Source organism: Streptomyces sp. NPDC046900, from assembly GCF_040644975.1.
Taxonomy (GTDB): Bacteria; Actinomycetota; Actinomycetes; order Streptomycetales; family Streptomycetaceae; genus Streptomyces.
This window is the reverse complement of the sequence record NZ_JBEYXD010000071.1, coordinates 20,097-41,695: the sequence shown is the minus strand read 5'-3', so window position 1 is coordinate 41,695 and position 21,599 is coordinate 20,097. Positions and strand designations below refer to the sequence as shown.

The window sequence follows — 21,599 nt, the reverse complement described above, 5'->3', positions numbered from 1 at the left end:
CCTGGTTGCTGAGGCCATGGGGCTGGCGCCCTGCGCGGCCGCCTGGGTGACCGGGGGAGCCGGACGTCAGTCCCGCGCCTCGCCGAGCAGCTTCTGGAGCCGGCTGACGCCCTCGACCAGGTCCTCGTCACCGAGGGCGTACGACAGCCGCAGATAGCCGGGGGTGCCGAAGGCCTCGCCCGGAACGACGGCGACCTCGGCCTCGTCCAGGATCAGCGCGGCCAGCTCGACGCTGTTCTGCGGGCGCTTGCCGCGGATCTGCTTGCCGAGCAGCGCCTTCACCGACGGGTACGCGTAGAAGGCGCCCTCGGGCTCGGGGCAGACCACGCCGTCGATCTCGTTGAGCATCCGCACGATGGTCCTGCGGCGCCGGTCGAAGGCCTCGCGCATCTTCGCGACCGCCTCGAGGCCGCCCGAGACGGCGGCCAGCGCCGCCACCTGTGCGACGTTCGACACATTGGACGTCGCGTGCGACTGCAGGTTCGTCGCCGCCTTGATCACGTCCTTCGGGCCGATCATCCAGCCCACGCGCCAGCCCGTCATGGCGTACGTCTTGGCGACGCCGTTGACCACGATGCACTTGTCGCGCAGCTCGGGCAGGAGGGCCGGCAGGGACACGGAGACCGCGTCGCCGTAGACGAGGTGCTCGTAGATCTCGTCCGTCAGCACCCACAGGCCGTGCTCCACGGCCCAGCGGCCGATGGCCTCGGTCTCGGCCTCGGTGTACACCGCGCCGGTCGGGTTGGACGGGGACACGAACAGGAGGACCTTCGTCTTCTCCGTGCGGGCCGCCTCCAGCTGCTCGACGGAGACGCGGTAGCCGGTCGTCTCGTCGGCGACGACGTCCACCGGAACGCCGCCGGCCAGCCGGATCGACTCCGGGTACGTGGTCCAGTACGGCGCGGGGACGATCACCTCGTCGCCCGGGTCGAGGATCGCGGCGAAGGCCTCGTAGACGGCCTGCTTGCCGCCGTTGGTGACGAGGACCTGGGAGGCGTCCACCTCGTAGCCGGAGTCGCGCAGCGTCTTCGCGGCGATCGCGGCCTTCAGTTCGGGCAGACCGCCCGCCGGGGTGTACCGGTGGTACTTGGGGTTCTTGCAGGCCTCGATGGCCGCCTCGACGATGTTGTCCGGCGTCGGGAAGTCGGGTTCACCTGCGCCGAAGCCGATCACCGGGCGCCCGGCGGCCTTGAGGGCCTTGGCCTTGGCGTCCACGGCGAGGGTGGCGGACTCGGTGATCGCGCCGATTCGGGCGGAGACCCGGCGCTCGGTGGGAGGGGTTGCAGCGCTCATGCGATCCATGGTTTCAGACAGGAAACGCGCCCGGCACGCGGGTTTCACAGACTGAGCCGGACCGGACCGGTAACTGAACATCCGTGCGGATCCGGGGGAGGCTCCGGGCCGATCTTTCACCGGCAAAGCCCGTACGGGCGCTTTCTGTTCGACGCCCGGCCGCGGACCACGTACACTCTCACCTCGTTGGCCTCCAGCGGCGGCGATCTCGCGGGTGCACACCGAGCACCCGGTCGGATGCGGTACGTTGGGGTACACAACAAAGGGTCGTAGCTCAATTGGTAGAGCACTGGTCTCCAAAACCAGCGGTTGGGGGTTCAAGTCCCTCCGGCCCTGCTACACACTCCTACGAGGCAGTGTGCGCACAGTACATTTGTATTGCACTCGCCGTGCGGCTCCACCGGGCGCGGCACGGCCACGACCCGGGAATTCAGGTGAGGACGCGTGACGGACGCCGTGGGCTCCATCGACATGCCTGACGCCCAGGACGAGGTGCAGGAGTCGAAGAAGAAGATCCGCAAGGGCGGCAAGCGAGGCAAGAAGGGCCCGCTGAAGCGCCTTGCCATCTTCTATCGCCAGATCGTCGCTGAGCTGCGCAAGGTCGTCTGGCCGTCGCGGAATCAGCTGACGTCGTACACCACCGTGGTGATCTTCTTCGTCGCGATCATGATTGCCCTGGTGACTTTGATTGACTATGGGCTCAACCACGCCGCCAAGTACGTCTTCGGCTGAGCCGGGAGCGAAGGACGCCGTCGTGCCCGGCGTCCCTTTCGCGTGTTCCACCCCTATGTATCCAGGAAGAAGCAGCCACCGTGTCTGACCCGAACCTGAACGACGCCATCGAGCCGGACGAGTCCGTGGATGACGAGCTCGACATCGTCGAGGGCGCGGACGAGCACGACGAGTTCGAGGCTGCGGACGCCGAGGCGGGCGAGCCGGCCGAGCAGGCCGCCGTGCACGTGGTGGACGAGGACGAGGCCGGTGCGGGCGAGGAGGAGCCGGAGCTCGACCCGGTCGAGAAGCTCCGCGAGGAACTGCGCTCCCTGCCCGGCGAGTGGTACGTGATCCACACGTACGCCGGCTACGAGAACCGCGTGAAGACCAACCTCGAGCAGCGCGCCGTATCGCTGAACGTCGAGGACTACATCTTCCAGGCCGAGGTGCCGCAGGAAGAGGTCGTCCAGATCAAGAACGGCGACCGCAAGACCATCCGTCAGAACAAGCTCCCGGGCTACGTCCTGGTGCGCATGGACCTGACGAACGAGTCCTGGGGTGTCGTCCGCAACACTCCGGGTGTCACGGGCTTCGTGGGCAACGCCTACGACCCCTACCCGCTGACCCTGGACGAGATCGTCAAGATGCTCGCCCCGGAGGCCGAGGAGAAGGCCGCCCGCGAGGCCGCCGAGGCCGAGGGCAAGCCGGTTCCGCAGCGCAAGGTCGAGGTCCAGGTGCTGGACTTCGAGGTCGGCGACTCGGTCACCGTCACCGACGGCCCGTTCGCCACGCTGCAGGCGACCATCAACGAGATCAACGCCGACTCCAAGAAGGTCAAGGGCCTGGTGGAGATCTTCGGCCGCGAGACCCCGGTCGAGCTGAGCTTCGACCAGATCCAGAAGAACTAGTCGGACTGTCCGACAGGGCCCCTGGCCGGCGACTTCCCGTCGGACAGGGGCTCTTTCGCGTGCCGGTACCGAGCCCGGGCCGTGCCGCGATGCTTGTCCGTACGCACACGTCCGACCAGGTCGGACGGGCTGTCCGGGGCTGCTCCCAGCGGTGGCCGGACGTTGGCCTGACCTGCTCGTTTTTGGGCGTGCAGAGGTACCCGCTATCGTTGTGCGGTATGCCTCGATCCGGATGATCCGGATCGATGGCGGAAAACTCTCACTAAGGACCCGGAGAGAGCAATGCCTCCCAAGAAGAAGAAGGTCACGGGGCTCATCAAGCTCCAGATCAAGGCCGGCGCGGCCAACCCGGCTCCGCCGGTCGGCCCCGCGCTGGGTCAGCACGGCGTGAACATCATGGAGTTCTGCAAGGCCTACAACGCCGCGACCGAGTCGCAGCGTGGCTGGGTGATCCCGGTGGAGATCACGGTCTACGAGGACCGTTCCTTCACCTTCGTCACCAAGACGCCGCCGGCCGCCAAGATGATTCTCAAGGCCGCGGGCATCGAGAAGGGCTCCGGCGAGCCGCACAAGACCAAGGTCGCCAAGATCACCGAGGCGCAGGTCCGCGAGATCGCCCAGACCAAGATGCCCGACCTCAACGCCAACGACCTGGACGCCGCCGCGAAGATCATCGCCGGCACCGCCCGTTCCATGGGCGTCACGGTCGAGGGCTGAACCCCACCTTCGTAGAACCATGCGGCTCCGGCCGCACGTGGCAGGGCCTGCTCGGCCCGTACCACGCCTCCTTCAGAACCCACAGGAGCAGTTGTGAGCAAGCGCAGCAAGGCTCTCCGCGCTGCGGACGCCAAGGTCGACCGGGAGAAGCTGTACGCCCCGCTCGAGGCCGTCCGTCTGGCCAAGGAGACCTCCACGACCAAGTTCGACGGCACCGTCGAGGTCGCCTTCCGCCTGGGTGTCGACCCCCGCAAGGCCGACCAGATGGTCCGTGGCACCGTGAACCTCCCGCACGGCACCGGTAAGACCGCCCGGGTCCTGGTCTTCGCGACCGGTGACCGTGCCGAGGCCGCTCGTGCCGCGGGCGCCGACATCGTCGGCGCCGACGAGCTGATCGACGAGGTGTCGAAGGGCCGTCTGGACTTCGACGCCGTCGTCGCCACCCCGGACCTCATGGGCAAGGTCGGCCGCCTCGGCCGCGTGCTCGGTCCCCGTGGTCTGATGCCGAACCCCAAGACCGGCACCGTGACCCCGGACGTGACGAAGGCCGTCACGGACATCAAGGGCGGCAAGATCGAGTTCCGCGTCGACAAGCACTCGAACCTGCACTTCATCATCGGCAAGACGTCCTTCGACGACGCCAAGCTGGTGGAGAACTACGGTGCGGCGCTGGAGGAGATCCTCCGTCTGAAGCCGTCCGCCGCCAAGGGTCGCTACATCAAGAAGGCCGCCATCACGACCACGATGGGCCCCGGCATTCCGCTCGACCCGAACCGCACCCGCAACCTCCTCGTCGAGGAGGACCCGGCCGCCGTCTGACACTGACGGCAGCCGCGGTCACGCGCAGCTGACGCCGGGGCCCGCACCTTCCGAGGTGCGGGCTCCGGCGCTTTTCGTCCGGCGAGAGATGCGGCACATGCCGTTTCGAGCCAGGCGCATGCCGGGTCCTCCGCCGCGGAGTTAGCGTGAAGATCACGCAGCGCACAAGGGGGAACGGATGAGGGACAGGATCGTGCGGCGCGGGATCCTCCCGATCGCGGCGGTGGCCGCCCTCTCCGCCGTGGCGGGGTGCGGCCTCTTCGGTGACGGCGACTCCCACAGGGGCGCGGCGGCGCCCTCCGGCGGCCGCGCCGGGCGGGCCGACTCCCGGTCGGTGACCGCCCTGCGCGCCGTCGAGAAGGCCACCACCAGGGCCGGCTCCGCGCGGATCGAGTCCACGACCGCCATGGGCGCCATGCTCGCCCTGAAGACGGACGGGGCCCTCGGCTGGTCCCACGGGTCCGTGGGCACCCTGCGCATCACCTACACCGGCGGCCGGCTCGCCGAGACCATGCGCAACCTGAACAGCACCTCCATGGAGGCCCGGCTGCTGCCCGACGCCTACTACGCGAAGGTCGGCGCCCCGTTCGCCCGCCGCCTCGACGGCCGGCACTGGATCAGGTACGGCTACGACGACCTGGCGGCGCTGCCGGGCGGCTCCGGGGCGTATCTCACGGACCAGCTGCGCGACACCGCCCCGATCCGCCCGGTCCGGCTCCTGCTCGCCTGCGGAGCCGTGCGCAGGGTCGGCGAGGAGACGGTGCGTGGCCGCCGCACCACGCACTACTCGGGAACGGTCACCCCGGCAAACCTCAGCGGAGAGGACGCGGCCGCGCTGCGGGAGCGGCTGGAGCAGGCCGGGGTGACCAGGGAGACCGTCGACATCTGGGTCGACGACCAAGCCTTGCTGGTCAAGAAGGTCGAGAAGGGCGAGCTGGCCGGCGGCCGCATGTCCGCCACGGCCTATTACCGCGACTACGGCGTGAAGGTCTCGGCCGGCCGGCCCCCGACGGCGGACACCGCGGACTTCAAGGAACTGATGACCACCCGGGGTTCATAGCCCATCCCCGTTCACTGCTTGACGCCGGAATTGACGCGCCTCTGTCAGTCCATGGGTATAGGCTCACGTTCTTGTTATGGATCAACCATGTGTTCGCTGGGGGGAATCATGACGTTTGCTGTGCGCAACCGGGTGGAGCGCGGTGCGGCCGGCGCGGTGCTCGCGGCCCTGGTTCTGGGCGGCGGAGCGGTCGGCTGCTCGAAGGGCAACGGTGCGGAGGAGTCGCCGCGGATGTCGCCCGCCGCGGCCGTCGCCGCGGCCGCGAAGAACTCCGAGCGCATCACGTCCCTGCACTACCGGATGACCGGGACGATGCCGGGCGCGGGCCAGGTCAGGGCCGAGGCCCAGATGGCCATGAAGCCGCTCGCCATGAGCATGAAGATGACGTCGTCGGAGCAGAAGACCGGGGGCCCGGTCGAGATCCGCCTCGTCGACAAGGTGATGTACATCGGCGCGGGTGACGAGGCTGCCAAGGAGCTGGGCGGCAAGCACTGGATGAAGCTCGACCTGGGCGCGCTGGGCGGGGACATGCAGAAGAACCTGGACCAGATGGGGGCGGCCGGTCAGGCGAACCAGAACCCGGCCCAGGACTCCACGTTCCTGACCAGCTCCAAGCATGTGACGAAGGTCGGCACCGAGACCGTCGACGGCGTGCAGACCACCCACTACAAGGGCGACATCACCGTCGCGGAGATGCGCGCCTCCCTCAAGGCCCAGAAGCTGGACAAGGCCACCCTCGAGCAGCGCGAGAAGGGCCTCGACCAGTACGCCAAGATGGGCGCGGACAAGCTGTCCATGGACATGTGGATGGACGGCAGCAACCACACCAAGCAGTTCCGGATGCGCGGTGACGCCGACAAGGGACCGCTGGACATGACCATCACCTTCGTCGACTACAACAAGCCGGTGACGGTGACGGCTCCGTCCGCCAAGGACACGGCCGACCTCGCCGAGATGATGAAGGGCGCCCAGCAGGGCTGACCCCCGCGGGCCGAGCCCCGTGGGACGAGTCCCCGGGGCCGAGCCCGGCCGAGCGTGGGAACGGATTTGCCCGACGGCGATCCGTTCCCGTACTCTCCTACAGAAGCCAAAGACCGCTGGTCGTTGCCGTGTGCTCGGAAGAGGGCGCGGCGGCCGAAGGATCCGCTGAACTGCGGACGACCCGCGCAGGTGACTGTGGAAGAGCTCCCGGAGCATGTGCGTTCCCCGCGCGTGCAGCCGGTCGAGTCCGCCCCGTGCGCCTGCGCCGGGGCGTTTCGTTTTCCCCAGCCCCTTCTGAGCGGTCCCATCACCCGGAAGGAGGCCGACGCTCTATGGCAAGGCCCGACAAGGCTGCCGCGGTAGCCGAGCTCACGGAGCAGTTCCGTAGCTCGAACGCCGCCGTGCTGACCGAGTACCGGGGTCTCACCGTGGCGCAGCTGAAGACGCTGCGCCGGTCGCTCGGTGAGAACGCCCAGTACGCCGTGGTGAAGAACACGCTGACCAAGATTGCGGCCAACGAGGCCGGGATCTCCTCGCTCGACGACCTGTTCAACGGTCCGACGGCGGTCGCCTTCGTCACCGGTGACCCGGTGGAGTCGGCGAAGGGTCTTCGTGACTTCGCCAAGGACAACCCGAACCTCGTCATCAAGGGCGGTGTCCTTGACGGCAAGGCGCTGTCCGCCGACGAGATCAAGAAGCTTGCGGACCTCGAGTCCCGCGAGGTTCTGCTCGCCAAGCTGGCGGGTGCTCTGAAGGGCAAGCAGACGCAGGCTGCTCAGGTCTTCCAGGCGCTCCCGTCGAAGCTCGTCCGCACCGTGGACGCGCTTCGCGCCAAGCAGGACGAGCAGGGCGGTGCCGAGTAATTCGGCCCCCGAAATGACCACCGCCGCCTGAGGCGGAGGTCGTAGCGGGCCGAACGTACGCCCGCCAGACATGTACATCCGGCACCAGCCGAATTAGTGGAAGGAAGCCATCGTGGCTCTCACCCAGGAAGAACTGCTCGCCGAGTTCGAGTCGATGACCCTCATCCAGCTCTCCGAGTTCGTGAAGGCGTTCGAGGAGAAGTTCGACGTCACCGCCGCCGCCGCGGTCGCCGTCGCGGGCCCGGCCGGCCCGGCCGCCGCCGCCGAGGTCGAGGAGGAGAAGGACGAGTTCGACGTCATCCTCACCGGTGCCGGCGACAAGAAGATCCAGGTCATCAAGGTCGTGCGCGAGCTGACCTCCCTGGGCCTCAAGGAGGCCAAGGACCTCGTGGACGGCGCCCCGAAGCCCGTCCTGGAGAAGGTCGCCAAGGACGCCGCCGAGAAGGCCGCCGAGTCCCTCAAGGGCGCCGGCGCCTCCGTCGAGGTCAAGTAACACCTCTTCGGGTCCGCACCGGACTCACGGGCCCGCACAGGGGCTCACAGGGCCGTACGGGGCAGCCGCCCCGTACGGCCCTTTCGTGTAGGCCGCACGCGGTCCTCTCGCGACCGCCGGCCGCGGCTCACTCGAACGCCGTAGCGGCCCCCTGCGGGTCCCCGGAGCGGCTCACTCGCAGGACTGTAACGCGAGCGCGCCGAAGGGCGATCATCCATCCGGGTGGTCGCCCTTCGCCGTTCCGAGGGGTGTGGCGGCGGCTGCCTTGCGCCCGTCGTCGCGGGGAGTATGGTGATCTTCGTCCTGCCTCCCGAGGGCCCCGGTGGCAGGTGGCAAGTGACGAGGGCAGCACCCGGTTTGGGCAGGGGGGGCCTTGACGAACCGCACGCAGCGCGCAATTCTCAGGACGCGTCGTCACAACGATCCGGATCCGAGGCATGGATCGACGACGAAGAGGGCAGTATCGATGTGCATCGAGGGCGTGGCTTGCCGCAGGTATTGAGGGACAGAGAGGGTCTCCGGCGTGGGCCTGCAAACCCGCACTGGACATCAGTGTGCCAAGTGGCTACACTGACCCTTTGCGCTGCCTGTTAGCTGTCTCCTGCCCGTCACCAGGAGTACGCCCTCTGCTTGAGTACACGGACTGGAAGTCTCCGACCTGGGACTTTCCTTCTCTGTGCTCGGTGGGGACCGGGACGCGCGTAGTGAGTCCGAGCCCTCGGAAGGACCCCCTCTTGGCCGCCTCGCGCACTGCCTCGACCGCGAATACGAATAACGGCGCCAGCACTGCCCCGCTGCGCATCTCCTTTGCAAAGATCAAGGAGCCCCTCGAGGTTCCGAACCTTCTCGCGCTGCAAACCGAGAGCTTCGACTGGCTGCTCGGTAACGACGCATGGAAGGCTCGCGTCGAGGAGGCTCTGGAGTCCGGTCAGGACGTCCCCACCAAGTCCGGTCTCGAGGAGATCTTCGAGGAGATCTCCCCGATCGAGGACTTCTCCGGGTCGATGTCGCTGACGTTCCGCGACCACCGCTTCGAGCCGCCGAAGAACTCGATCGACGAGTGCAAGGAGCGCGACTTCACCTACGCCGCGCCCCTCTTCGTCACGGCCGAGTTCACCAACAACGAGACCGGCGAGATCAAGTCCCAGACCGTCTTCATGGGCGACTTCCCGCTCATGACGAACAAGGGCACGTTCGTCATCAACGGCACCGAGCGTGTCGTGGTGTCGCAGCTGGTCCGTTCGCCCGGTGTCTACTTCGACTCCTCCATCGACAAGACGTCCGACAAGGACATCTTCTCGGCCAAGATCATTCCGTCCCGGGGTGCCTGGCTGGAGATGGAGATCGACAAGCGCGACATGGTCGGTGTTCGTATCGACCGCAAGCGCAAGCAGTCCGTGACCGTCCTCCTGAAGGCGCTCGGCTGGACGACCGAGCAGATCCTCGAGGAGTTCGGCGAGTACGAGTCCATGCGCGCCACCCTGGAGAAGGACCACACCCAGGGCCAGGACGACGCGCTGCTCGACATCTACCGCAAGCTGCGCCCGGGCGAGCCCCCGACGCGTGAGGCCGCGCAGACGCTGCTGGAGAACCTGTACTTCAACCCGAAGCGCTACGACCTCGCCAAGGTCGGCCGCTACAAGGTCAACAAGAAGCTGGGTGCGGACGCCCCGCTCGACGCGGGCATCCTGACCGTCGAGGACATCATCTCGACGATCAAGTACCTGGTGAAGCTGCACGCGGGTGAGACCGAGACGGTCGGCGACAGCGGCCAGTCGATCGTCGTCGAGACCGACGACATCGACCACTTCGGCAACCGCCGCCTGCGCAGCGTCGGCGAGCTCATCCAGAACCAGGTCCGCACGGGTCTGGCGCGTATGGAGCGCGTCGTGCGTGAGCGCATGACGACCCAGGACGTCGAGGCGATCACGCCGCAGACCCTGATCAACATCCGGCCGGTCGTCGCCTCCATCAAGGAGTTCTTCGGCACCAGCCAGCTGTCCCAGTTCATGGACCAGAACAACCCGCTGTCCGGGCTGACGCACAAGCGTCGTCTGTCCGCGCTCGGCCCGGGTGGTCTCTCCCGTGAGCGGGCCGGCTTCGAGGTCCGTGACGTGCACCCGTCCCACTACGGACGCATGTGCCCGATCGAGACCCCGGAAGGCCCGAACATCGGTCTGATCGGTTCGCTCGCCTCCTACGGCCGGGTCAACGCGTTCGGCTTCGTCGAGACCCCGTACCGCAAGGTGAACGACGGCCAGGTCACCGACGAGGTCGACTACCTGACCGCCGACGAAGAGGACCGGTTCGTCATCGCGCAGGCCAACGCCACGCTGACGGACGAGCTTCGCTTCGCCGAGGGCCGTGTGCTGGTCCGCCGCCGTGGCGGTGAGGTCGACTACGTCAGCCCCGAGGACGTGGACTACATGGACGTCTCGCCGCGCCAGATGGTGTCGGTCGCGACCGCCATGATCCCGTTCCTCGAGCACGACGACGCCAACCGTGCCCTCATGGGCGCGAACATGATGCGTCAGGCCGTGCCGCTGATCAGGTCCGAGTCCCCGCTCGTCGGCACCGGCATGGAGTACCGCTCCGCCGTCGACGCCGGCGACGTGGTCAAGGCCGAGAAGGCGGGTGTGGTCCAGGAGGTCTCCGCGGACTACGTCACCACGGCCAACGACGACGGCACGTACATCACGTACCGCCTGGCCAAGTTCGCCCGCTCCAACCAGGGCACCTCGGTCAACCAGAAGGTCATCGTCAACGAGGGCGACCGGATCATCGAGGGCCAGGTCCTCGCCGACGGTCCGGCCACCCAGAACGGTGAGATGGCGCTCGGCAAGAACCTGCTCGTGGCGTTCATGCCGTGGGAGGGTCACAACTACGAGGACGCGATCATCCTGTCGCAGCGCCTCGTGCAGGACGACGTCCTCTCCTCGATCCACATCGAGGAGCACGAGGTCGACGCCCGTGACACCAAGCTCGGCCCCGAGGAGATCACCCGGGACATCCCGAACGTCTCCGAGGAGGTCCTCGCGGACCTGGACGAGCGCGGCATCATCCGTATCGGTGCCGAGGTCATCGCCGGTGACATCCTCGTCGGCAAGGTGACCCCGAAGGGTGAGACCGAGCTGACCCCCGAGGAGCGCCTGCTGCGCGCGATCTTCGGTGAGAAGGCCCGTGAGGTCCGTGACACCTCGCTGAAGGTGCCGCACGGCGAGACCGGCAAGGTCATCGGTGTGCGCGTCTTCGACCGCGAGGAGGGCGACGAGCTGCCGCCGGGCGTGAACCAGCTGGTCCGCGTCTACGTGGCCCAGAAGCGCAAGATCACCGACGGTGACAAGCTCGCCGGCCGCCACGGCAACAAGGGTGTCATCTCCAAGATCCTGCCGATCGAGGACATGCCGTTCCTGGAGGACGGCTCCCCGGTCGACATCATCCTCAACCCGCTGGGTGTGCCGTCCCGAATGAACCCGGGACAGGTGCTGGAGATCCACCTCGGCTGGCTCGCCAGCCAGGGCTGGGACGTCTCCGGCCTCGGTGATGAGTGGGCACAGCGCCTGCAGGCGATCGGTGCCGACCAGGTCGACCCCCGGACCAACGTCGCGACCCCGGTCTTCGACGGTGCCCGCGAGGACGAGCTGGCGGGTCTGCTGGAGCACACCATCCCGAACCGCGACGGTGACCGCATGGTCCTCCCGTCCGGCAAGGCGCGGCTGTTCGACGGCCGCTCCGGTGAGCCGTTCCCGGACCCGATCTCGATCGGCTACATGTACATCCTGAAGCTGCACCACCTGGTCGACGACAAGCTGCACGCCCGGTCGACCGGTCCGTACTCGATGATCACCCAGCAGCCGCTGGGTGGTAAGGCCCAGTTCGGTGGCCAGCGCTTCGGCGAGATGGAGGTGTGGGCCCTCGAGGCCTACGGCGCCGCCTACGCGCTCCAGGAGCTGCTGACCATCAAGTCCGACGACGTCACCGGCCGCGTGAAGGTCTACGAGGCCATCGTCAAGGGCGAGAACATCCCCGAGCCCGGCATCCCCGAGTCCTTCAAGGTGCTCATCAAGGAGATGCAGTCCCTGTGCCTGAACGTGGAGGTGCTGTCCAGCGACGGTATGTCCATCGAGATGCGCGACACCGACGAGGACGTCTTCCGCGCTGCGGAGGAGCTCGGCATCGACCTGTCCCGGCGCGAGCCGAGCAGCGTCGAAGAGGTCTGACGGGAGTCCGGCGGGCCTGACTCCAAGGCCCGCCGACCCCGGGACCCCCGTACAGACCGAAAGACTTACGACCCTGAGAGGGATTGACGCATAGTGCTCGACGTCAACTTCTTCGACGAGCTCCGGATCGGCCTGGCCACCGCTGACGACATCCGTCAGTGGAGCCACGGCGAGGTCAAGAAGCCCGAGACCATCAACTACCGCACCCTCAAGCCCGAGAAGGACGGCCTCTTCTGCGAGAAGATCTTCGGCCCCACCCGGGACTGGGAGTGCTACTGCGGCAAGTACAAGCGTGTCCGCTTCAAGGGCATCATCTGTGAGCGCTGTGGCGTGGAGGTCACGCGCGCCAAGGTGCGCCGTGAGCGGATGGGCCACATCGAGCTGGCCGCTCCCGTCACGCACATCTGGTACTTCAAGGGCGTTCCGTCGCGGCTGGGCTACCTGCTCGACCTCGCCCCGAAGGACCTGGAGAAGGTCATCTACTTCGCGGCGTACATGATCACGTACGTCGACGAGGAGCGCCGTACGCGTGACCTGCCCTCCCTGGAGGCGCACGTCTCCGTCGAGCGGCAGCAGATCGAGAACCGTCGCGACGCCGACCTGGAGGCCCGCGCCAAGAAGCTCGAGGCCGACCTGGCCGAGCTCGAGGCCGAGGGTGCCAAGGCCGATGTGCGCCGCAAGGTCCGCGAGGGCGCTGAGCGCGAGATGAAGCAGCTGCGCGACCGTGCGCAGCGCGAGATCGACCGCCTCGACGAGGTGTGGGCCCGGTTCAAGAACCTCAAGGTCCAGGACCTCGAGGGCGACGAGCTGCTCTACCGTGAGCTGCGTGACCGCTTCGGCACGTACTTCGACGGTTCGATGGGTGCCGCGGCGCTGCAGAAGCGCCTGGAGTCCTTCGACCTCGAGGAGGAGGCCGAGCGTCTCCGCGAGATCATCCGCACCGGCAAGGGCCAGAAGAAGACACGTGCGCTCAAGCGGCTGAAGGTCGTGTCTGCCTTCCTGCAGACCTCCAACAGCCCCAAGGGCATGGTCCTCGACTGCGTGCCGGTCATCCCGCCGGACCTGCGTCCGATGGTGCAGCTGGACGGTGGCCGCTTCGCGACCTCCGACCTGAACGACCTGTACCGCCGGGTCATCAACCGCAACAACCGTCTGAAGAGGCTCCTGGACCTCGGTGCCCCGGAGATCATCGTCAACAACGAGAAGCGCATGCTTCAGGAGGCTGTTGACGCCCTCTTCGACAATGGTCGTCGTGGCCGCCCGGTCACGGGCCCCGGCAACCGCCCGCTGAAGTCCCTCAGCGACATGCTGAAGGGCAAGCAGGGTCGATTCCGTCAGAACCTGCTCGGCAAGCGTGTCGACTACTCGGCGCGTTCCGTGATCGTCGTCGGTCCGCAGCTGAAGCTGCACCAGTGCGGTCTGCCGAAGGCGATGGCGCTGGAGCTCTTCAAGCCGTTCGTGATGAAGCGCCTGGTCGACCTGAACCACGCGCAGAACATCAAGAGCGCCAAGCGCATGGTCGAGCGCGGCCGCACGGTTGTGTACGACGTGCTGGAAGAGGTCATCGCGGAGCACCCGGTTCTGCTGAACCGTGCGCCCACGCTGCACCGCCTCGGCATCCAGGCCTTCGAGCCGCAGCTGGTCGAGGGCAAGGCCATCCAGATCCACCCGCTCGTCTGCACCGCGTTCAACGCGGACTTCGACGGTGACCAGATGGCCGTGCACCTGCCGCTGTCCGCGGAGGCGCAGGCCGAGGCCCGCATCCTGATGCTGTCCTCGAACAACATCCTCAAGCCGGCCGACGGCCGCCCGGTGACGATGCCGACCCAGGACATGGTGCTGGGCCTGTTCTTCCTCACCACGGACGCCGAGGGCCGCAACGTCAAGGGCGAGGGCCGCTCCTTCGCGTCCGTCGCCGAGGCGATCATGTCCTTCGACGCCGGCGAGCTGTCGCTCCAGGCGCCGGTCGACATCCGCTTCCCGGTGGGCACCATCCCGCCTCGTGGCTGGACCCCGCCGGTCCGCGAGGAGGGCGAGCCGGAGTGGCAGCAGGGTGACTCCTTCCGCCTGCGGACGACCCTGGGCCGTGCGCTCTTCAACGAGCTGCTGCCCGAGGACTACCCGTTCGCCGACTACGAGGTCGGCAAGAAGCAGCTCTCCCAGATCGTCAACGACCTGGCCGAGCGCTACCCGAAGGTCATCGTGGCCGCCACGCTCGACAACCTGAAGGCGGCGGGCTTCTTCTGGGCCACCCGTTCCGGTGTCACCGTCGCGATCTCCGACGTCGTCGTCCCCGACGCGAAGCGGGAGATCGTCGCCAAGTGGGAGGCCGCGGACGAGAAGGTCCAGCGCCAGTACGAGCGCGGTCTGATCACGAAGGACGAGCGCACCCAGGAGCTGATCGGCATCTGGACCAACGCGACCAACGAGGTCGCCGAGGCCATGACCGAGAACTTCCCGAAGACGAACCCGATCTTCATGATGGTGAACTCGGGTGCGCGAGGAAACATGATGCAGATGCGCCAGATCGCGGGTATGCGCGGTCTGGTGTCGAACGCGAAGAACGAGACGATCCCGCGGCCCATCAAGGCCTCGTTCCGTGAGGGTCTGTCCGTGCTGGAGTACTTCATCTCCACGCACGGTGCCCGTAAGGGTCTGGCGGACACCGCTCTGCGTACCGCCGACTCGGGTTACCTCACCCGTCGTCTGGTCGACGTGTCGCAGGACGTCATCATCCGCGAGGAGGACTGCGGCACCGACCGCGGCCTCAAGCTCCACATCGCGGAGCGCGGCGCCGACGGCGTGCTGCGCAAGGCGGAGAACGTCGAGACGTCCGTGTACGCGCGCTGCCTCGCCGAGGACATCGTCGTCGGCGGCAGGGTGCTGGCCCCGGCCGGCACGGACCTGGGCGACGTCCTCATCGACGAGCTCGTGGCCCAGGGCGTCGACGAGGTCAAGACGCGTTCGGTCCTGACCTGTGAGTCCGCGGTCGGCACCTGCGCCATGTGCTACGGCCGTTCGCTCGCCACCGGCAAGCTGGTCGACATCGGTGAGGCGGTCGGCATCATCGCCGCCCAGTCCATCGGTGAGCCCGGCACCCAGCTGACGATGCGTACCTTCCACACCGGTGGTGTGGCCGGTGACGACATCACCCAGGGTCTGCCGCGTGTCGTCGAGCTCTTCGAGGCCCGTACGCCGAAGGGTGTCGCCCCGATCTCGGAGGCGTCCGGACGCGTCCGCATCGAGGAGACAGAGAAGACCAAGAAGATCGTCATCACCCCGGACGACGGCAGCGACGAGACGGCGTACCCGATCTCGAAGCGCGCCCGTCTTCTGGTCAGCGAGGGCGAGCACGTCGAGGTGGGCCAGAAGCTCACCGTGGGTGCCACCAACCCGCACGACGTGCTGCGCATCCTGGGCCAGCGTGCCGTCCAGGTCCACCTGGTCGGCGAGGTCCAGAAGGTGTACAACTCCCAGGGTGTGTCGATCCACGACAAGCACATCGAGATCATCATCCGGCAGATGCTGCGCCGTGTGACGATCATCGAGTCCGGCGACGCCGAGCTGCTGCCCGGCGAGCTGGTCGAGCGCTCGAAGTTCGAGCACGAGAACCGTCGTGTGGTCCAGGAGGGCGGTCACCCGGCCTCCGGTCGTCCGCAGCTCATGGGTATCACCAAGGCCTCGCTGGCGACCGAGTCCTGGCTGTCGGCGGCGTCCTTCCAGGAGACGACCAGGGTCCTCACGGACGCGGCGATCAACGCCAAGTCCGACTCCCTGATCGGCCTCAAGGAGAACGTCATCATCGGTAAGCTCATCCCGGCCGGTACGGGTCTGTCCCGCTACCGCAACATCCGGGTCGAGCCGACCGAAGAGGCCAAGGCCGCGATGTACTCGGCCGTGGGCTACGACGACATCGACTACTCGCCGTTCGGCACGGGCTCCGGCCAGGCCGTTCCGCTGGAGGACTACGACTACGGTCCGTACAACCAGTAAGCGAGCAGCTTGAGTCGAGGGGCGGTCACTCCGGTGCGGAGTGGCCGCCCTTCGGCCTTCCGGGGCACATGTCCCGTCAACGTCTGTGCCGGAATTGCCGGTTCGGCGCATGATGGGGGGACTCGGAGTCCACGGGGAGGTGTTCGGTGTCCTATCCGTCGTGGCAACCCTGGCAGCAGGGGGCGGCCGGCGTTCCGCGGCCATGGCCCGGTCAGCCGGCTCCGCCGGCGCAGTCGCCCATGCTCGCCTCGCACGCCGACCGCGAGCGTGCCGTGGACGTACTCCGGGCGGGGTACGCCGAAGGGCGACTGGAGCAGCCGGAGTTCGAACGGCGGGTGGCGCGGGCGTACGCGGCCCGTACGCTCGGCGAACTGGCCCTGATCGTGGCCGATCTGCCGCAGGGGCCCATGCCGCAGCCGGCACTCGTGCCGCAGATGGTCCTGCCCCGGCCGAAGACCAACGACAAGGCCGTCGGCGCCGCGGTCTGCGGCCTGCTCTGCGTGCCCACGGCGGGCCTCACGGGCATTCCCGCGATCGTCCTGGGGCACGTGGCGCGGGACGAGATCCGCCGCAAGGGTGAGTCCGGCGACGGTCTCGCGTTGACCGGTCTGATCCTCGGCTGGCTGTCCACGGCGGGCTGGGCACTCGTTCTCGTGCTGACGGTGGCGCTCACCTGGTGACACGGGTGTCGCCGAGGTGTCCGCCGGGTGGCGCGCGCGTGCGTGCGACACCTGACCGAGGTGCGCGGATCGTTGATTCAAAGATCACATAGGCCGTATGGGCTTGACATGCTCCGCACGGGGATGCGGGCGCGGCCCATTTGTTTTGACCACAGCGAATGAGGTAGGTACGCTCAGACCTTGTGCCTGGGGTGTGCCCTGGCTCTCGTGCGTGCCTTCAACCGCATAGCGAGCCGTCAACGGCCACCGTAATCTGCGCCCTTTTCGCCTTGCGGCGGGAGTCTGCGGGATTCGACACACCCGACCGCGTGGGTCGGCGATGTTCCAGGTTAGCTGTACCCATCGGCACACAGAAACCGGAGAAGTAGTGCCTACGATCCAGCAGCTGGTCCGCAAGGGCCGGCAGGACAAGGTCGAGAAGAACAAGACGCCCGCACTCGAGGGTTCCCCTCAGCGTCGCGGCGTCTGCACGCGTGTGTTCACGACCACCCCGAAGAAGCCGAACTCGGCCCTGCGTAAGGTCGCGCGTGTGCGTCTGACCAGCGGGATCGAGGTCACCGCTTACATTCCGGGTGAGGGACACAACCTGCAGGAGCACTCCATCGTGCTCGTGCGCGGCGGCCGTGTGAAGGACCTGCCGGGTGTTCGCTACAAGATCATCCGTGGCTCCCTCGACACCCAGGGTGTCAAGAACCGCAAGCAGGCCCGCAGCCGCTACGGCGCCAAGAAGGAGAAGTAAGAATGCCTCGTAAGGGCCCCGCCCCGAAGCGCCCGGTCATCATCGACCCGGTCTACGGCTCTCCTCTGGTGACCTCGCTGATCAACAAGGTGCTGCTGAACGGCAAGCGCTCCACCGCCGAGCGCATCGTCTACGGCGCCATGGAGGGCCTGCGTGAGAAGACGGGCAACGACCCGATCATCACGCTGAAGCGCGCCCTCGAGAACATCAAGCCGACCCTCGAGGTCAAGTCCCGCCGTGTCGGTGGTGCGACGTACCAGGTTCCGATCGAGGTCAAGCCCGGTCGTGCCAACACGCTCGCGCTGCGCTGGCTCGTCGGTTACTCCCGCGCCCGTCGCGAGAAGACGATGACCGAGCGTCTGCTGAACGAGCTCCTCGACGCGTCCAACGGCCTCGGTGCCGCTGTGAAGAAGCGCGAGGACACGCACAAGATGGCCGAGTCCAACAAGGCCTTCGCGCACTACCGCTGGTAGTCGCTACCCACATCGAGACCGAGAGAAGACTGAAGCCTCATGGCTACCACTTCACTTGACCTGGCCAAGGTCCGCAACATCGGGATCATGGCCCACATCGACGCGGGCAAGACGACCACCACCGAGCGGATCCTGTTCTACACCGGCGTTTCGTACAAGATCGGTGAGGTCCACGACGGCGCTGCCACCATGGACTGGATGGAGCAGGAGCAGGAGCGTGGCATCACGATCACCTCTGCTGCCACCACCTGTCACTGGCCGCTGGAAGACGTCGACCACACCATCAACATCATCGACACTCCGGGCCACGTCGACTTCACGGTCGAGGTGGAGCGCTCCTTGCGCGTGCTCGACGGTGCCGTGACGGTGTTCGACGGCGTCGCCGGCGTGGAGCCGCAGTCCGAGACGGTGTGGCGTCAGGCGGACCGCTACGGCGTTCCGCGTATCTGCTTCGTCAACAAGCTCGACCGCACCGGTGCCGAGTTCCACCGCTGCGTCGACATGATCTCCGACCGCCTGGGCGCGCAGCCGCTGGTCATGCAGCTGCCGATCGGTGCCGAGGCCGACTTCAAGGGCGTTGTGGACCTGGTCCGCATGAAGGCGCTCGTGTGGTCCGCCGAGGCGACCAAGGGCGAGATGTACGACGTCGTCGACATCCCGGCCACGCACACCGAGGCTGCCGACGAGTGGCGCGGCAAGCTGCTCGAGGCCGTCGCCGAGAACGACGAAGAGATCATGGAGCTGTACCTGGAGGGCGAGGAGCCCTCCGAGGAGCAGCTGTATGCCGCGATTCGTCGTATCACCATCGCCTCCGGCAAGTCCAAGGACACCACGGTCACCCCGGTGTTCTGCGGTACCGCGTTCAAGAACAAGGGCGTCCAGCCCCTGCTCGACGCGGTCGTGCGCTACCTCCCCTCCCCGCTTGACGTCGAGGCCATCGAGGGCCACGCCGTCAACAACCCGGAGGAGGTCGTCAAGCGCAAGCCGTCCGACACGGAGCCGCTGTCCGCGCTGGCGTTCAAGATCATGAGCGACCCGCACCTCGGCAAGCTCACCTTCGTCCGGGTCTACTCGGGCCGCCTGGAGTCCGGTACCGCGGTGCTGAACTCCGTCAAGGGCAAGAAGGAGCGCATCGGCAAGATCTACCGCATGCACGCCAACAAGCGTGAGGAGATCGAGTCGGTGGGCGCCGGCGACATCGTCGCCGTCATGGGCCTGAAGCAGACCACCACCGGTGAGACGCTGGCCGACGACAAGAACCCGGTCATCCTGGAGTCCATGGACTTCCCGGCTCCGGTCATCCAGGTCGCCATCGAGCCCAAGTCGAAGGGCGACCAGGAGAAGCTGGGCGTCGCGATCCAGCGCCTGGCCGAGGAGGACCCGTCCTTCCAGGTTCACTCGGACGAGGAGACCGGCCAGACCATCATCGGTGGTATGGGCGAGCTGCACCTCGAGGTGCTGGTCGACCGTATGCGCCGTGAGTTCAAGGTCGAGGCCAACGTCGGCAAGCCGCAGGTCGCGTACCGCGAGACGATCCGCAAGGCCGTCGAGCGTGTGGACTACACCCACAAGAAGCAGACTGGTGGTACCGGCCAGTTCGCCAAGGTCCAGATCGCGATCGAGCCCATCGAGGGCGGCGACGCCTCGTACGAGTTCGTGAACAAGGTGACCGGTGGTCGTATCCCGAAGGAGTACATCCCTTCGGTCGACGCCGGTGCGCAGGAGGCCATGCAGTTCGGCATCCTCGCCGGCTACGAGATGACCGGCGTGCGCGTCACGCTGATCGACGGTGGCTACCACGAGGTCGACTCCTCCGAGCTCGCCTTCAAGATCGCCGGCTCGCAGGCCTTCAAGGAGGCCGCGCGCAAGGCCAGCCCCGTGCTGCTCGAGCCGATGATGGCCGTCGAGGTCACCACGCCCGAGGACTACATGGGTGAGGTCATCGGTGACATCAACTCCCGCCGTGGTCAGATCCAGGCCATGGAGGAGCGTGCCGGCGCCCGTGTCGTGAAGGGCCTGGTTCCGCTGTCGGAGATGTTCGGCTACGTCGGCGACCTCCGCAGCAAGACGTCGGGTCGCGCGAGCTACTCGATGCAGTTCGACTCCTACGCCGAGGTTCCCCGGAACGTCGCCGAGGAGATCATCGCGAAGGCCAAGGGCGAGTAACGCACCCCGTTGCACGCTTTAGGCTTGACACCGACCGTCTGGGGTTCTTCCCCGTGAAGGACCCCGGCGGGCGGCACCCCAGCAAAGATCACCTGGCGCCGATGAGTAAGGCGTACAGAACCACTCCACAGGAGGACCCCAGTGGCGAAGGCGAAGTTCGAGCGGACTAAGCCGCACGTCAACATCGGCACCATCGGTCACATCGACCACGGTAAGACGACCCTCACGGCCGCCATTACCAAGGTGCTGCACGACGCGTACCCGGACCTGAACGAGGCCACCCCGTTCGACAACATCGACAAGGCGCCCGAGGAGCGTCAGCGCGGTATCACCATCTCCATCGCGCACGTCGAGTACCAGACCGAGTCGCGTCACTACGCCCACGTCGACTGCCCGGGTCACGCGGACTACATCAAGAACATGATCACCGGTGCCGCCCAGATGGACGGCGCGATCCTGGTGGTCGCCGCCACCGACGGCCCGATGCCGCAGACCAAGGAGCACGTGCTCCTGGCCCGCCAGGTCGGCGTTCCGTACATCGTCGTCGCCCTGAACAAGGCCGACATGGTGGACGACGAGGAGATCCTGGAGCTCGTCGAGCTCGAGGTCCGTGAGCTCCTCTCCGAGTACGAGTTCCCGGGCGACGACGTTCCGGTCGTCCAGGTCTCCGCTCTGAAGGCGCTCGAGGGCGACGCCAAGTGGACCGAGTCGGTCCTCAACCTGATGAAGGCCGTCGACGAGTCGATCCCGGAGCCGGAGCGCGACGTCGACAAGCCGTTCCTGATGCCGATCGAGGACGTCTTCACGATCACCGGTCGTGGCACCGTCGTCACCGGTCGTATCGAGCGCGGTATCCTCAAGGTCAACGAGACCGTCGACATCATCGGCATCAAGACCGAGAAGACCACCACCACGGTCACCGGTATCGAGATGTTCCGCAAGCTGCTCGACGAGGGCCAGGCCGGTGAGAACGTCGGTCTGCTGCTCCGCGGCATCAAGCGCGAGGACGTCGAGCGCGGCCAGGTCATCATCAAGCCGGGCTCGGTCACCCCGCACACCGAGTTCGAGGCGCAGGCCTACATCCTGTCCAAGGACGAGGGTGGCCGCCACACGCCGTTCTTCAACAACTACCGCCCGCAGTTCTACTTCCGTACGACGGACGTGACCGGCGTCGTGACCCTCCCCGAGGGCACCGAGATGGTCATGCCGGGTGACAACACCGAGATGAAGGTGGAGCTCATCCAGCCCATCGCCATGGAAGAGGGCCTGAAGTTCGCCATCCGTGAGGGTGGCCGCACCGTGGGCGCCGGCCAGGTCACCAAGATCACCAAGTAAGTTCCGCTTGCTTGAGGGTCATCAGCTGACCTGAAGAGGCCCGTACGACTCCGGTCGTACGGGCCTCTTCGCGTTGTGCGCTGTCACGCCTGCGGCACCGGGGGTACGCGCATCCGGGTGATCGGGGGAAGCAGCCGCACTGCTC

At 67.0% G+C, this 21,599-nt stretch carries 16 protein-coding genes and 1 tRNA gene; 16 read left to right on the top strand and 1 reads right to left on the bottom strand.

Annotation, left to right across the window (positions count from 1 at the left end):
* Window positions 1-66: 66 nt before the first annotated feature.
* The gene (locus ABZ904_RS39295) at window positions 67-1,293 is read right to left on the bottom strand and encodes a pyridoxal phosphate-dependent aminotransferase (protein ID WP_360990496.1); all 1,227 of its coding nucleotides are present in this window, start codon (window positions 1,291-1,293) and stop codon (window positions 67-69) included.
* Window positions 1,294-1,556: 263 nt separating this feature from the next.
* On the opposite strand from ABZ904_RS39295, the gene ABZ904_RS39290 reads away from it, so the two are divergent.
* The 16 genes from ABZ904_RS39290 (at window position 1,557) to tuf (ending at window position 21,454) form a co-directional block, all read left to right on the top strand.
* Window positions 1,557-1,629 (top strand) — tRNA-Trp (locus ABZ904_RS39290).
* 108 nt (window positions 1,630-1,737) lie between these two features.
* Entirely contained in the window at window positions 1,738-2,025 is a 288-nt protein-coding gene (gene secE / locus ABZ904_RS39285) for a preprotein translocase subunit SecE (protein WP_359396222.1), read from the top strand.
* 80 nt (window positions 2,026-2,105) lie between these two features.
* On the top strand, window positions 2,106-2,915 hold the full coding sequence (nusG, locus tag ABZ904_RS39280) for a transcription termination/antitermination protein NusG (RefSeq protein ID WP_359396224.1): 810 nt from the start codon (window positions 2,106-2,108) through the stop codon (window positions 2,913-2,915).
* A gap of 282 nt (window positions 2,916-3,197) precedes the next feature.
* Window positions 3,198-3,632 (top strand): 50S ribosomal protein L11, encoded by a 435-nt coding sequence (gene rplK, locus ABZ904_RS39275; RefSeq protein ID WP_359396226.1) that lies wholly within the window; start codon window positions 3,198-3,200, stop codon window positions 3,630-3,632.
* A 93-nt stretch (window positions 3,633-3,725) separates the two neighbouring features.
* Window positions 3,726-4,451 (top strand): 50S ribosomal protein L1, encoded by a 726-nt coding sequence (gene rplA, locus ABZ904_RS39270; RefSeq protein WP_359396228.1) that lies wholly within the window; start codon window positions 3,726-3,728, stop codon window positions 4,449-4,451.
* Window positions 4,452-4,629: 178 nt separating this feature from the next.
* A complete protein-coding gene (locus ABZ904_RS39265; protein WP_361828895.1) occupies window positions 4,630-5,511 on the top strand; it encodes a hypothetical protein in 882 nt (293 codons plus the stop codon).
* Between the two features lie 108 nt (window positions 5,512-5,619).
* Window positions 5,620-6,492 (top strand): DUF1396 domain-containing protein, encoded by an 873-nt coding sequence (locus ABZ904_RS39260; RefSeq protein WP_359396232.1) that lies wholly within the window; start codon window positions 5,620-5,622, stop codon window positions 6,490-6,492.
* Between the two features lie 332 nt (window positions 6,493-6,824).
* Window positions 6,825-7,355, top strand: coding sequence for a 50S ribosomal protein L10 (gene rplJ / locus ABZ904_RS39255; protein ID WP_359396234.1), 531 nt, complete (start codon window positions 6,825-6,827; stop codon window positions 7,353-7,355).
* 109 nt (window positions 7,356-7,464) lie between these two features.
* Window positions 7,465-7,848 carry a 50S ribosomal protein L7/L12 gene (rplL, locus tag ABZ904_RS39250; RefSeq protein ID WP_359396382.1) on the top strand — a complete coding sequence of 128 codons (384 nt, stop codon included), beginning with the start codon at window positions 7,465-7,467 and terminating at the stop codon, window positions 7,846-7,848.
* 734 nt (window positions 7,849-8,582) lie between these two features.
* Complete coding sequence (gene rpoB, locus ABZ904_RS39245) at window positions 8,583-12,068, top strand: DNA-directed RNA polymerase subunit beta (RefSeq protein ID WP_360990504.1); 3,486 nt, start codon at window positions 8,583-8,585, stop codon at window positions 12,066-12,068.
* A gap of 93 nt (window positions 12,069-12,161) precedes the next feature.
* Window positions 12,162-16,061: a DNA-directed RNA polymerase subunit beta' gene (locus ABZ904_RS39240; protein WP_360990507.1), complete on the top strand. Its 3,900-nt coding sequence runs from the start codon at window positions 12,162-12,164 to the stop codon at window positions 16,059-16,061.
* A gap of 239 nt (window positions 16,062-16,300) precedes the next feature.
* A complete protein-coding gene (locus tag ABZ904_RS39235; RefSeq protein ID WP_361828892.1) occupies window positions 16,301-16,741 on the top strand; it encodes a DUF1707 and DUF4190 domain-containing protein in 441 nt (146 codons plus the stop codon).
* Window positions 16,742-17,108: 367 nt separating this feature from the next.
* On the top strand, window positions 17,109-17,480 hold the full coding sequence (gene rpsL, locus ABZ904_RS39230; RefSeq protein ID WP_003948652.1) for a 30S ribosomal protein S12: 372 nt from the start codon (window positions 17,109-17,111) through the stop codon (window positions 17,478-17,480).
* A 2-nt stretch (window positions 17,481-17,482) separates the two neighbouring features.
* Window positions 17,483-17,953 (top strand): 30S ribosomal protein S7, encoded by a 471-nt coding sequence (gene rpsG / locus ABZ904_RS39225; RefSeq protein ID WP_003992340.1) that lies wholly within the window; start codon window positions 17,483-17,485, stop codon window positions 17,951-17,953.
* Between the two features lie 39 nt (window positions 17,954-17,992).
* On the top strand, window positions 17,993-20,119 hold the full coding sequence (fusA, locus tag ABZ904_RS39220; protein WP_360990513.1) for an elongation factor G: 2,127 nt from the start codon (window positions 17,993-17,995) through the stop codon (window positions 20,117-20,119).
* A 141-nt stretch (window positions 20,120-20,260) separates the two neighbouring features.
* A complete protein-coding gene (tuf, locus tag ABZ904_RS39215) occupies window positions 20,261-21,454 on the top strand; it encodes an elongation factor Tu (RefSeq protein WP_360990516.1) in 1,194 nt (397 codons plus the stop codon).
* Window positions 21,455-21,599 lie beyond the last annotated feature (145 nt).